Genomic DNA, 13,727 nt, shown 5'->3' on the forward strand with positions numbered 1-13,727 from the left:
AAGTTCTTAAAACGTTTAATGTGTAAAGATAGTATTTTTTAATTTTATGGAACAACGCCAATTTAGAGCAATAATTCATAAATTTATACTAAAAAACCCATTACAATTTAAATTGTAATGGGTTGGTAATAGTCCATGTAGCGTTCGAGGTTTACTCTAAAACGCGGTATAATTTATCAGACAATCGAATTCGGAATGGGAGTTGAAACGTGCACGTATCGCCAGCAACGGCTTTTTGTTGTGCGGTGTCATTGACCATCATTTTCTCGATTTTTAGAATTTGTTCTCCAGTAGTACTCCCTTTTATCAATACGGTATCGCCAATTTTCAACTCATTTTCTTCAATGAAAAATTGTCCAACATTTGACTTCGGGAAAAAATGAGCGCCTTTACCGAGATATTCTTTCTTGATTTTTACTGCTTTTTTTGCAATCGGCTTTATTTTTGCCAATTCACTCAAGTCGGGAATAGCTGCCAAAGGATCTGCATTATTTTTGAAAAGGAGCTTGTCAGATTTTCCTTTTTTGAAAATCTTATTTCCATTTTTAATACCGCGACGAATGGCTTTTTGCTCCTCTTCGGGCAAGTGAATAATCGTAGCGCATTCAGCAGAACAGCAACCGTACATTTTTTCTTTGCAAGAATCACACTGAATAAAAAGCAAATGACAACCCTCATTTTCACAATTGGTATGCACATCACAAGGCGTACCACATTGATGGCATTGCGAAACAATATCATCTGTAATGCGTTCGCCCAAGCGGTGGTCAAAAACAAAGTTTTTACCTATAAATTTGCTCTCTAGATTTTCTTCCTTTATTTGCTTGGCGTAGTTGATAATACCACCTTCCAGCTGAAAAACATTCTTGAAGCCTTGGTGTTTAAAGTAAGCCGATGCTTTTTCGCAACGAATTCCGCCAGTGCAATACATCACCAAGTTTTTATCTTCCTTAAAGTCTTTTAATTGCTCATTAATAATTGGCAACGATTCTCTAAACGTATCTACATCAGGAGTGATGGCGCCTTTAAAGTAGCCAATTTCACTCTCGTAGTGGTTTCTAAAATCGACTACAATTGTGTTGGGATCATCAAGAATTTCGTTGAACTCCTTCGCTTTTAGGTGTACGCCTATGTTGGTTACATCAAAAGTTTCATCGTTCAAGCCATCAGCTACAATTTTGTCACGCACCTTAATCGTTAGTTTCAAAAACGAGTGATCGTCATGCTCCACCGCAATATTCAAGCGCATCCCTTTCATGAAATCGTATGCTTCAAGCGTGTCCTTGAAAGCATAAAAATTATCGGCAGGCAATGATAATTGTGCATTGATACCTTCTTTGGCGACATAAATTCGGCCTAGAACTACTAAAGGATCCCAAGCGCGGAATAAATCGTTTCGAAATTGAGTTGGATCTTGAATTTGCGCATAAGCATAGAACGACAAAGTGAGTCTTTGTTTTCCGGCATCATCAATCATGATGGCTCTTTCCTCTGCGCTTAAGGTGTTGTACAGTTGCATGCTATAAACAGTTTAAGTGAGAAATATATTTTTTGCAAAAGTAGTTAAAAAGGTTCAGAGGCGCAAAGTTTTAAAGGGACTAAGGTTCGCAATCAATAAATAGATTCTCAATTTTCCTAAAAGTCTTATTGGTTTGTTTTTCTTGGAGCTATTTCCAGCTTTCCGCTATATCTCTTGTTTTCGCTATCGCTACAACAACAGGATGCCGCTTCAATCTGGGCTAGCGGAGTTGTGGTTAATAGAGATAAATTGTTTAAACATTTTTTCCATTTCTATTTGCCCGCAATAGTATTTCTTCTGCATCACTGATTTCTAATGATCTAGCAGAGCCAAACACATCTTGGAAAAGATATTTTTTTGAGTCTAAAGGAGTTTTAATTCGGTCAAAATTGATTATTATCTTACCAAAAGTTTTCTGCACTGCTTTGATAGAATTAAATTGTTCTAAATATCTTCTGGAATAGTTGTTTGCGCAGTGTAATAAAAATAGTGCGGATAAAGATTTAAGCGTATTATCTAAATTACATTCATTTCCACTATTTAAGCCACCGTGTTTTATAGAGTTATAAACTTGCCACCATTGTGGAGGTGAATTGACTTCCCATGTACTAAAAGGGTTTATTTTTATGTTGAGCTCTCGAACGTAAAGTGCCCTTTCATCAATATATTTATTCTTAAAATAATGGTAGTGTCTTATGTTCCAGTTTCGAACACCTTTACCTCCTTTATTATAAATATGAGCTAATTCTAAAGTATCATCTTTAGCGCATTCAAATTTTGCCCATTCTTTAAAAAAAATTTCGATTTGAACACAGCACCGAATAATTAAATCTCTAAGTACGGGAGAACAAACTATCATATTCCTATTGTCACTCAGAGGAATGATTTTTATGAAATTTATAAAATCTTCTTCTAAAACTTGATATTGTTCATAAGTTTCGCCTGTACCAAATACTCCTCCATCAATGTGAAACTTACATAAATCATTCGAATAAACTGTGTCTTTGCAATCCAAATGTTTGCATTTTATTTTCTCCATTGTGGTTTTTTAAATTTGTAAAAAATTAGTTAAGTTCAGCAAATATATACATCTTTTTAGCACAAAATATCTTATAGCCCAGATAGCAGTGGAAATCCTTTTTTATCCGCTTTTTAGCGGAAAAAAAGATTGAAACGAATAGCTGGAAGTAGCTCCAAATAAAAAAACCACGCCGAAACGTGGTTTTAAAATCTATACTTTATCAGGTATTAGCAATACTCGTTGAAAGCGTCTCTTAGGTTTTCAGCAATTAGTTCTGCTGGGCGACCTTCAATGTGGTGACGCTCTAGCATGTGTACTAATTCTCCGTTTTTGAACAAAGCCATACTTGGCGATGATGGAGGAAAAGGGAACATGTGTTGTCTTGCAGCATCAACGGCATCTTTATCAACTCCTGCAAAAACAGTAATTAATTGATCTGGTTTTTTACCACCTTCTAAACTCATTTTTGCTCCGGGGCGTGCATTACGTGCAGCACAACCACAAACCGAGTTTACAACTACAAGGGTTGTTCCTTCTGCTTTTAATGCGTTTTCTACTGCTTCGGCACTATGTAAATCTTGAAAACCTGCTGCAGTAAGTTCTGCCTGCATTGGTTTTACCATTTCTTCTGGATACATATCTTTTATTTTAAATCATTAGTAATTAAGTCCTGCAAAGTTACAAAGTTTACATTCAAGAACAGAACTTCAATTATAAAGTTTTGTTATAGTTTGATTGTTATTTTAGGGCTTTGGCGGCCACATGAAAAATGGCTTTGATAAACAACATTTTCGGACATTTTAAAATAACCTGAATATCTTCAATTAAAGTGGTTTCTTCGTCCAAAAATTTAAAGATAACGGCTGGATTTCCTTTTTTGAACATCGAAGAAAAAATGTGAGAACCCAATTCGTTGTTTCTATCTAAAATGTCTAACAACAGCAAATCATAAAACCAGAATTTGGTTTTTTTATGAAATTTAGTAAAGTCGGTTTCTCTTTGTAAAAAGGCTACCAATTCACTTGATTTTTTATCGGAATTTTTGAACGTGTAACCCGTACTTGCTTTGGTCCAACCGCCAGAAGTACCAATGTTGATCACGTTTTTAGTATTGGCTTTCCAAAAAGGATAACACGTCATCGGGATGCTGCCTTGTTCTTTTTCAACGATTTCGTAGTTCGTAATCCCCAGCTTTTCGATGTATTGTTGGATTTCGTTTTCGTATTCTTCTTTTTTTAAATGTTGGTGCGAAAATAAAGTGTATTCCAGTAAAGCTTCGGTTTTAGAGGTGGGCAACACATACATAAAACGGGTATTTCCTTTTTGTGCTACCGAAAAATCCATGAACGTGGCTTGCTCATTATTGAAAACAGCCTGCTCACTTTTAATAAACCAACCTATAAAGTGCTGTTGTAAAACGGGATATTTAGTCTGGCTTTCTGCTTTTTGTTTGTGGTAAATACTATTGAATAATTTAGAGCACGAAAAAGATTCGCTTTCCGTTTGTACTAAAATTATAGTTTCGGATTCTTCAATAGTCAAGACTTTCTGATTCAAGAAAGTGACGTTTGTTTGTTTCGAAAGCAAATCAAAAACTTGATTGTAAAAATCAAGTCCTTTCACCATATTGTAGTGATACGGTTGCAAGTCTAAATCCCTGCGGAAAACTGCATTAGCAAACAAAGCCGAATTCCATTTTTTAGAAATAGCTGGTTCCCAAAGTGAATCGGTTGTTTTCCAGAAACACCAGGTTCTGTCATTGGTTTTTTTGGAGTTTTCATCCAATAATAAAATACTTTTATCTGCAAACGATTCTGATTGAATCATTTTGTAAACCGTCATTAAAGCCGAAAGTCCCGCGCCAGTAAAAATATAATCGTAGTGTCTCATGGCTCAAAAATACAACTTTAGGAGCAAAAAATTAATCAAAATGATAACGCAGACCGATAAAAAAACGTCTTTCTTGATTGGGTCCGTATGCATAAGTAGGGTCAAAAGTGAGTGCGAATGGATTATCGGCCGTAGGGATTACCGCTCCTGAATTGTTAACTTGTACATTTTTATCAAAAGGATCATTGGCGCGAGCTATCAAAAACGGATTTCCGCGGTTTGGGGTCCAATTAAGCAGGTTTTTGATACCGGTGTACAACTCCAGATTATGAATTTTTTTGAAAGTCATTTGTATGTTCTGAATACTATATGGTCTAGAAATTTCTCGACGCGGGTCTAGTTCGCTTAGTAACGGCAAACGCATGGGTCCAGTTAGATTTCCTGTATAATCAAAAGATAAAAACCAGTTTGTAATATCATAACTAAATCCCCAACTTATACTGTATCTTTCTGTAAATAATGGTCTCAAATTAACGCCATCTTGTGTGGTCATGGCATCATAATAACTGGTTCCAAGGTTGGCTTTGAGCCCAAACGGGCTAACCCAATCAGCATTGGCGCTGAGTCCGAAAATAGTAGAGTTGCCGTTTAAATTATCATAAATTATTTGATTTGGGTTGATGTCGTAGTTCGCAAAAATTCGGTTGGTGAAATAAGTGTACCAAGACGCCAATTCAAGATTAACCACGCCTGCATTGGTCAATTTGAATTTTTTCAGATAATTTAAGTTTAGGTTGTATGAGGTTTCTGGTTTGAGGTTAGATTGAATCACGACTTCTCGAGCGCCAGACAAAGCTTGATGATCTTCGGTAAAAAGGTTTACGATTCTAAAACCTGTACCAAAATTGAATCGTAAAATAGCTGTTGGCGTTGGTTTGAATTTAAATGCAAAACGAGGTGTAAAAATGGAGCCGTGATTGTCATTGTAATCGTAACGTAAGCCAATTAGTGTGCTGATTTTTTCGTTGTGGGTGATTTCATCTTGAGCAAAAGCACTGTAGATTTTAGAATGATTCCCGCTTGCTGTTGCGGGCGTGTTGTCATTATAGAATTGATATCGAAGTGCCGTACCAAAAAGTACGGAGTGGTTATTCCAGTTTTTGTCCCAAATGAATTGGCCAAATGCTATTTTCTGATTGGCCAAAAAAGTAGAATTGCCATAAACGGAGTTTTGGTCATGACCAATAACTGAAAATTGAAAGAACATTTTTTCGGCTACAGGAAGCTCGTATTTTCCTAGAAATTCGTAACGCGAAGTGTAAATGCTTTCGCCATACACTTGGTCTCCGCCTCTAAAACTCTTGTTCCATTGCATTTCTCCGCCCCAGCGGTCTTCATAAAGGTAGCGAGATACAAGGCTAAGTTCTTTTTTATAAGCTCTGTTGATGTTTATTTTAGAGAAAAAAGAAGCTCTGTTTTGCAAAGAAACATCGGTAAAATTGTCATTGTTGTTGTCAATGGGATTGTTGTAAGTGAAGTAATTTACACCAAATAGAGCAGTAGTCTTGGAGCCAATATTGGTTTTATAACCAAGGTCAACATTCGTTTCGAGCCAAGATGTAGTAAAAACATCAGCTGTAAATAAAGGAACTGCAAACGGTTTTTTAGTAATAATGTTAATCAAACCGCCTACTGCCTCACTGCCATACAGGGTAGACGCAGCGCCTTTGACCACTTCTATATTATCAATCATTGCATTAGGAATGCCCGAAAGCCCGTAAACGGTGCCGAGAGCGCTCACAATAGGCATCCCGTCAATAGTTACCATGGTGTACGGACCGTCAAGTCCGTTAATGCGAATGTCACCCGTATTACAAACATTACAATTATTTTGAGGTCTTAAACCGTTTACGTTTTGCAAGGCATCCAAAACATTGCTGGTTGGGTTTTGTTTTAAAAAAGCAGCCGAAATAATCTCAACAGGAACAGGATTTTCCAACCTTTTAACAGGTTTTAGCGTGCCTGAAACCACCACTTCGTCTAGTTGATTTTCAGTACTTTCAAGTTCGAAATTCAAAACGTTGTTTGCATTAATTTTGACGATTATATTCTTTGTTAAAGGTTGAAAACCTTCAGCTATAATTTGAATTTTATAATTTCCTTCAGCAATATTTGTAATACTGAACTGCCCCAAGCTATCCGTTTCGGTGATGTATTTTGTCCCAATTAGAAAAACACGAGCATCCGTAATTCCTTTTTTTTCTGACCAAACATATCCGGAAACACTTGTCTTTTCTTGGCTGTAGCCAAAGTTAAAGACTAGCAATAAGAGGATTGGAATTAATATTTTCATTGTTTATAAATTAAATTTTAGACAAACCTAAAAATTATATTTTGCAAAACAAATTTTTTAATTACATTTGTGTCAATAACTTAATTTGTATTTTTAGAAATATGAAATCAAAAAAAGGTATACATTCAATTTAAATCAAATGACTTTTTCAGAAGAAAATTACCTCAAGACCATTTACCACTTAACTTGGGTTTCAGATGCTGATGTTAGCACCAATGCCATTGCTGAAAAAATGGAAACCAAAGCATCATCCGTTACTGATATGCTCAAGAAACTCTCCGAAAAAGATTTTGTAAACTACGTAAAATACCAAGGCGTTTCCCTTACTGATAAAGGAAAATTAGCGGCGAAGATGATCGTTAGAAAACACCGACTTTGGGAATGTTTTCTCGTGGAGAAATTGGATTTTTCTTGGGATGAGGTACACGACATTGCTGAACAATTAGAACACATTAAGTCGGAAAAACTGATCAATAAATTAGATGATTTCCTTGGAAATCCTACCGAAGATCCGCATGGCGATCCCATTCCTGATGCTAATGGAAGAATTATAAAAGTAGAAAAACAACTGCTCTCTGAATTTGAGAAAAACCAAATTGGGATTTGTGTGGGTGTTAAAGATACTTCTTCTGATTTTTTAAAATATTTAGACAAACAGGAAATTGCTTTGGGTTCCCAAATTGAAATTATGGAAAAGGAAAGTTTTGATTCCTCTTTCCGAATTCGCGTTGGAACCAAAGAAATAACCATTTCAAATAAAATAGCCAGTAATTTATATATCAAATAATTATGTTTCAATCTATAGTAGATTATTTCACGAGTATCGATCCAATATTAGCCGCTTTGTATGCGAGTTTGTTCACTTGGTTTCTAACCGCGTTAGGAGCTTCCTTTGTTTTTATGTTTAAAACTATGAATAGAACCGTTCTTGACGGAATGCTTGGTTTTACTGGAGGCGTTATGGTTGCGGCCAGTTTTTGGAGTTTATTGGCACCAGCCATAGAGATGACAGGTGGTGAAGGATTCGCAAAAGTGATTCCAGCAGCTTTTGGTTTTTTTCTTGGTGCGCTTTTCATTTTCGGAATTGATAAAGTGTTACCGCATTTGCACATCAATTTTAAAGTTACCGAAGGAATCAAATCACCATGGCAACGTACTACTTTGTTAGTCTCTGCTATCACCTTACACAACATTCCTGAAGGATTGGCGGTTGGAGTTCTCTTTGGTGGTGTTGCCGCTGGGATTCCAGAAGCTTCTATTGCTGGAGCTGTAACTTTAGCGATAGGAATTGGAATTCAGAATTTTCCAGAAGGAATCGCCGTTGCTATGCCGTTGCGACGAATGGGAATGAGCCGATGGAAAAGTTTTATGTATGGACAATCTTCAGCACTAGTGGAGCCAGTTGCCGCAGTTTTAGGTGCATTTGCAGTTACTTTTTTTACACCTATTTTGCCGTATGCATTAGCTTTTGCAGCGGGTGCGATGATTTTTGTAGTGGTAGAAGAGGTGATACCGGAAACACAACAGGATAAGAACACCGATATTGCCACGCTGGGCTTCGTTGGTGGATTTATCGTAATGATGGTTTTGGATGTGGCTTTAGGTTAGGAATTTAGTAGTTTTACAAATTAGTAATTTTAAATACGTAACGTATGAAAAAGTCAATTCTATACCTATTTATGTTGATTAGTTGTTTGGCTTTGGCGCAAAGCCCAAAATCTGAAAAGGTTAAGTCCGTGAGCATAAAGCAAAAAGTATGTCCTAATCAGAAAGGATTTCAGTTGGTATTGAAAGAAGTAATCTCTGATTCTCGTTGCCCAGACGGACTCAACTGCATTTGGGCGGGAGAGGCAACTGCGATAATTTCGGTTTATAAAGATTCAAAAATAGTAGAGGAGAGTACCATGAATTTTTCGATGAAAAATCAAGAAGAAAATAAATTATGGTTTTGTAAATATTTACCTGAAAAGCAAAGAAATCTAAAAAGTGTTAGTATTTTGCCATATCCAAAAGAAGGAAGCAAGGTTGATCCAGAAGATTATTACTTAAAAATTGAATATTTAAAATAAAATTAACTACAGCCGCAATCGCCACTTCCACAATTTTTATCCGATCTTTTCTTTTTGAAAAAGAATTTTTTGATGAGAAAACCCAGTGCTACAGCTAGCGCACAAAAAGCTAAAATTTCTTGAATATCCATTTTGTAAAAATAAGAAAAAGCAACCGATACCGGTTGCTTTTTTGAGTTAAAGGAAATACAAAGTTTTGCTGTATTCCTTGATTTTTATTGTTTTAGTAACGCTTTAGAACTAGAATTTTGCCCCAACCGATATAAAGAAAGTTCTTCCTTCACCAGGTAATATACCCGGTCCAGGATAACCTCCCGCACGTCTGGTTGCATAATCTTTGTTCAATACGTTGTTAATTCCAGATCTAATATTGTAGTTCTTTAGGAACTTGTATTCTGCTGATAAATCCATTATCTGGTAACCGTCTAAAAGCCCTGTTAAACCATTTGCAGATGGAGTTACTGTGTTGTTAGCATCTGTAAACACTTTACCTGAGGTTTTGTATTGCAAGGTAGACGAAAAGTGGTCAGTACTATAGCTCAAACCTACATTGTGAATGTAACGTGGCGCGTTTTCAACACGATTACCTCTTAAGTTAGTCGTTGCAATAGCTGATCCAGGTCCAGAAGGTACTTGAAAATCAATATAACGAGAATCAATAAAACTAGTCGTTACAAATAAATCAACGTTTCCGAAAGTTTTTTCGACACCAAAATATTTAGTGATATTTACGTTTACAAAACCTTCAATTCCTTTGTTTATGGTTTCTCCTAGGTTCGTTCTAAACAAGAAAGTACCTTGTGATGGGACATCATTATTTTTAAATTGTCTTACGCCACCAACACGGTTGTTGTAGCTCAAGTAGAACACACTAAAATCGAAGTTCAAAAATCCTTTTACAACACCGCGATATCCTAAATCAGCATTATATCCTGAAGCATCTTTTAAGTTTGGGTCTATCACATCAGTTATAGTAGGTGGTGTAATATCTGAGAATAAAACAGGTCTATATGCTTGTGTAATATTTCCGTACAAGTTTGTTGCTCCTAATTTATACTCCATTCCTAATCCAAATAAGGGTTTGTTTCTAACCATTTGTTTGCTTTCAAATGGAACGTCATTTCCGGCAGTATTAACTGTAAAACGACCTTCTCCATCAGCGGTGATGTGCTCAAAACGAACTCCAGGAACAACACTCCATTTATCGGTCACCTTAAATTGGTTTTCGGCAAAAAAAGCAATGTTTTGAGTTTTAAATTGCAAGTCTCTTGGGTATTTTGCTGAAGTACTTAAGTCGAAGTCAGATCCTGTAGTTCCTGCTCCTTCTTGTTGTCTTTGTGTTTGTGCTTGGTAAGCACGAACTCCAAATGCCAAAGTGTTTTTATTTTTGCCTAGGGTGTAGGTATAAGTGTTTCTGTTTTCAATTCCGAAATTTTTGTAAAAATCGCGGTCAACTCTTCTATTGCCGTTAGCGTCAGGAATGTTTGGTGTTGCTGTATTTCCAACACTATTTCTTTCTCCAATTAAACCAAAAAGTTTAGTATTCGATTTAATAGAAGGAGATAATTGCGTATCTAGTGTTAACGCAAACAAATTCCAAGGAGTTCCAAACCAGTTTCTTTCTCTAAAAGATTTTCTGGAATTTTCAGAAAATTGCGCATCAGTCAAACCACCTGCTTGTTGCATTTGGTAATCCATATTGGTGTATTCTGCTGCTAGTTTGGTTTTTTCTGTGAAGGCATATTCTAAAAATACATGTGAGTTACGTACTTTATATTGGCTGTTTTCTCTCCATCCATCGGCACTACGAGAGTGGTTGTATGCATAATAAGAAAACTTGTTTATTTTACCACCAATAGCGTTGTAACTACTCATTAAGTTATAGCTTCCGGCTGTGTTTTGAGTTTCAAAGCTGAATTTTTTGTTTTGCTCGCGTTTTAAAACGTAGTTCACCATTCCGCCAAACTGAGGTCCAAATTGCAACGAAGCACCACCACGAACTAGTTCAATATTTTCTACTGCTTCTAAAGGTGGGTTGTAATACGCTTCTGGGTAGCCAAATACATCTGATGAAATGTCATAACCGTTTTGTCTGGTATTCAATTCCCAGCTACGGTTTGGACTTAAACCACGAACTCCGATGTTAATTTGAATTCCAGATCCTTCATTTTCCCAAACAGTAACACCTGGAACACGTGAGAACACTTCGCGCGCATTGTTGGTAGTCAAGTTAGAGGTAAAGGCAGATAATTTTAAAACTTCGTTCTTTTTTCCCGAAAAAATAACTGTTCCTTTTACCTCTGGCTGTCTTTCGGGACTTTGTTTAAAAGGGGTAATAATAACTGGCTGCAAATCAATGCTTAAGGAAGATGCTCTTGCAATGCTGTCTTTTTGTGCTTGAGTTAGCTCTTTTTCTTGCGCAAATATGGTTACCGAAGCTAAGAGTGCAAGTGTTACTAAATTTCTTGTCATTTTTATTTAGATTAATTCTACGGTGCAAAGGTAAAATGCAAATCTTATTTAGACAAATTAAGAATAATAAAAAATAGAAGTTTAACGTTTGTTCACTATTTTATTTTAGGATCTGATAGGCAACTAGGGCTACCGCATAAGCAAAACCAGACATAAAAATTAATTGTCCTGCAGGCCATTTCCATGAATTGGTTTCTTTTTTAGTTACCGCAAGCGTGCTGGCACATTGCATGGCAAAGGCGTAAAACAATAGTAATGAGATTCCGGAGGCAAAGTTAAAAATCTTTTCTCCAGTCACCGGATTGATTTCGGCAGCCATTTTGTTCTTGATCGTGACTTCGTTTTCGCTACCGCCTACACTGTAAATGGTGGCTAATGTTCCCACAAAAACTTCTCTAGCTGCAAACGAACTGATAATAGCAATACCTATTTTCCAGTCGTAACCTAACGGTGAAATAACTGGTTCGATTGCTTTTCCCATGATTCCAATATAGGAGTTTTCTAGCTTTTGTGAGGCAACTGCATTTTCAAAATCAGCAGGCGATAATGGTTTGTTGATGGTGTTTTGGGTAACAATTTGTTCTGCTTTGTTGAATTTTTCTCCCGGTCCGTATGAAGCTAAAAACCAAAGCACTATCGAAATGGCAAGTATAATTTTACCCGCGCCAAATATAAACGCTTTCGTTTTTTCGATTACGTTGATACCTACATTTTTAAACAAAGGCAATTTGTAATTCGGCATTTCAACTACAAAATACGTTTTACTTTGAATTTTCAATATTTTATTCAAGATGTAAGCCGAGAAAATAGCCATTCCAAATCCTAACAAATACAGCAACATCAAGGTCATTCCTTGCATGTTCAAGAAACCAAACAAGCGTTCGTCAGGAATAACAAGTGCAATAATAATGGCGTAAACGGGCAGTCTAGCTGAACAAGTGGTAAATGGTGTAACTAAGATGGTGATCAATCGTTCTTTCCAGTTTTCGATATTACGGGTTGCCATAATTGCTGGAATAGCACAGGCAGTTCCAGAAATAAGTGGCACTACACTTTTACCTGAAAGGCCAAATTTGCGCATGATTTTATCCATCAAAAACACCACACGGCTCATGTAACCGCTTTCTTCAAGGATGGAAATAAACATAAACAAGAAGGCAATTTGGGGTATAAAAATTAAAATTCCTCCAATACCAGGAATAATTCCTTGCGAAATCAAATCGGTTAAAACTCCAGCTGGTAATTGTTCTGCGGCAAGTGAACTCAAAGATGCGAAAGAGGCGTCAATAAAATCCATCGGAATTTTTGACCATTCAAATATAGATTGAAAGATAACAAACAAAATCAAAAAGAAAATCGCATATCCCCAAACTTTGTGCGTAAGTACGCGATCAAGCTGGCTGCGGTAATCTTTGGCAACGCTGCTATCTACTTTTAAACCTACTTTCAAAACATCGTTAATAAATTGATAGCGTTTGATGGTTTCCTTTTGCTGTAAACGCTTTAAATCAGAATGTGATTTGGTAAAAGAACTTCGAATTTCATTTCTATCCAAGTTCAAAAAGTTCACATCCTGCGTAATCACCAACCATAATTTGTATAAAAGCTGATTGGGAAATGCTTTGCGTAAACTATTGAAATAATCCGGATCAATAACCGAAGCATTCAAACAAGGTTCGCTCGAAATGGTTTTGAAACTCACAATTAACTGCTTCAATTCTTCAATTCCGTAGCCTTTACGTGAACTAACTAAGGCAATTTTGGTGTTTAAATGTTGCTCTAAATACGGTATGTCAAGTGAGATTCCTTTAAACTTCATTCTATCAGCCATATTGATGACAAGAATCGTCGGAATTTCAAGATCTTTTATCTGCGTAAAAAGTAACAAGTTTCGTTTTAAATTCTCCACATCTGTAACCACAAGCGCTACATCAGGATATAACTTGTCGTTTTTATTTAGCAATAATTCGATAACAACATTTTCATCAATAGAGCTTGCATTAAGGCTGTAGGTGCCGGGTAAGTCTAGGATATTAGCTTTGATATTATTAGGTAATTTGCAGAAACCTATTTTTTTCTCAACAGTTATTCCAGGATAGTTTCCTACCTGTTGGTTTAATCCCGTTAGCTGATTGAATACCGAGGTTTTCCCAACATTAGGATTGCCTATCAATGCAACGTTAATGTTTTGCTTGCTTATCATAAGTTGGTTTTTATAATGTCAACTTCTATTTCTTTGGCTGTTTCTATACGTATGGCTACATGTGAACCATTGATGTCTAAGTACAAAGGATCTCCAAATGGAGCAATTTGTAACAACGCAACTTGATTCCCTGGTAAGCAACCCATTTCCAATAATTTTAATGGAACGGCATCGATATCAAAGTCTTTAATTATGGCTTTTTCGCCTTTTTTTAAGGAATATATGGTAGTAAGCAAAACTTATTTAGATTGAATTAAGAT

General features: G+C 36.2%; 11 protein-coding genes. 3 read left to right on the forward strand and 8 right to left on the reverse strand.

Annotated features, from left to right (window positions below; all coding sequences use genetic code 11):
- Window positions 1-151 precede the first annotated feature (151 nt).
- The 5 genes from K5V07_RS00805 to K5V07_RS00825 all read right to left on the reverse strand — a co-directional run bounded on the left by K5V07_RS00805 (window position 152) and on the right by K5V07_RS00825 (window position 6,723).
- Window positions 152-1,519, reverse strand: a complete 1,368-nt coding sequence (locus K5V07_RS00805) for a rhodanese-related sulfurtransferase (RefSeq protein ID WP_182649772.1) — start codon at window positions 1,517-1,519, stop codon at window positions 152-154.
- A 253-nt stretch (window positions 1,520-1,772) separates the two neighbouring features.
- Window positions 1,773-2,558: a hypothetical protein gene (locus K5V07_RS00810; protein WP_221915981.1), complete on the reverse strand. Its 786-nt coding sequence runs from the start codon at window positions 2,556-2,558 to the stop codon at window positions 1,773-1,775.
- A 209-nt stretch (window positions 2,559-2,767) separates the two neighbouring features.
- Window positions 2,768-3,178 carry a BrxA/BrxB family bacilliredoxin gene (locus tag K5V07_RS00815; protein WP_114753830.1) on the reverse strand — a complete coding sequence of 137 codons (411 nt, stop codon included), beginning with the start codon at window positions 3,176-3,178 and terminating at the stop codon, window positions 2,768-2,770.
- Between the two features lie 100 nt (window positions 3,179-3,278).
- Window positions 3,279-4,430 (reverse strand): lycopene cyclase family protein, encoded by a 1,152-nt coding sequence (locus tag K5V07_RS00820; protein ID WP_221915982.1) that lies wholly within the window; start codon window positions 4,428-4,430, stop codon window positions 3,279-3,281.
- A gap of 31 nt (window positions 4,431-4,461) precedes the next feature.
- Window positions 4,462-6,723: a TonB-dependent receptor domain-containing protein gene (locus K5V07_RS00825; protein ID WP_221915983.1), complete on the reverse strand. Its 2,262-nt coding sequence runs from the start codon at window positions 6,721-6,723 to the stop codon at window positions 4,462-4,464.
- A 139-nt stretch (window positions 6,724-6,862) separates the two neighbouring features.
- Here K5V07_RS00825 and K5V07_RS00830 point away from each other — a divergent pair, with 139 nt between their 5' ends.
- The 3 genes from K5V07_RS00830 to K5V07_RS00840 are packed head-to-tail and all read left to right on the forward strand — an operon-like array spanning window position 6,863 to window position 8,792.
- Window positions 6,863-7,510 carry a metal-dependent transcriptional regulator gene (locus tag K5V07_RS00830; protein ID WP_221915984.1) on the forward strand — a complete coding sequence of 216 codons (648 nt, stop codon included), beginning with the start codon at window positions 6,863-6,865 and terminating at the stop codon, window positions 7,508-7,510.
- A 2-nt stretch (window positions 7,511-7,512) separates the two neighbouring features.
- Window positions 7,513-8,331, forward strand: a complete 819-nt coding sequence (locus K5V07_RS00835) for a ZIP family metal transporter (RefSeq protein WP_113635924.1) — start codon at window positions 7,513-7,515, stop codon at window positions 8,329-8,331.
- 44 nt (window positions 8,332-8,375) lie between these two features.
- Window positions 8,376-8,792, forward strand: a complete 417-nt coding sequence (locus tag K5V07_RS00840; RefSeq protein WP_221915985.1) for a hypothetical protein — start codon at window positions 8,376-8,378, stop codon at window positions 8,790-8,792.
- 240 nt (window positions 8,793-9,032) lie between these two features.
- On the opposite strand, the gene K5V07_RS00845 is transcribed toward K5V07_RS00840, so the two are convergent.
- From K5V07_RS00845 to K5V07_RS00855, 3 genes are all read right to left on the reverse strand, one after another.
- Window positions 9,033-11,264, reverse strand: coding sequence for a TonB-dependent receptor (locus K5V07_RS00845; RefSeq protein ID WP_221915986.1), 2,232 nt, complete (start codon window positions 11,262-11,264; stop codon window positions 9,033-9,035).
- Window positions 11,265-11,364: 100 nt separating this feature from the next.
- Window positions 11,365-13,464, reverse strand: a complete 2,100-nt coding sequence (gene feoB / locus K5V07_RS00850) for a ferrous iron transport protein B (RefSeq protein ID WP_221918115.1) — start codon at window positions 13,462-13,464, stop codon at window positions 11,365-11,367.
- A complete protein-coding gene (locus K5V07_RS00855; RefSeq protein WP_144893476.1) occupies window positions 13,464-13,703 on the reverse strand; it encodes a FeoA family protein in 240 nt (79 codons plus the stop codon). The genes feoB and K5V07_RS00855 overlap by 1 nt, the downstream gene beginning before the upstream one ends.
- Between the last annotated feature and the right edge of the window lie 24 nt (window positions 13,704-13,727).

Source organism: Flavobacterium sp. CHNK8 (assembly GCF_019774515.1).
In the GTDB taxonomy this organism is placed as follows: domain Bacteria; phylum Bacteroidota; class Bacteroidia; order Flavobacteriales; family Flavobacteriaceae; genus Flavobacterium; species Flavobacterium tiangeerense.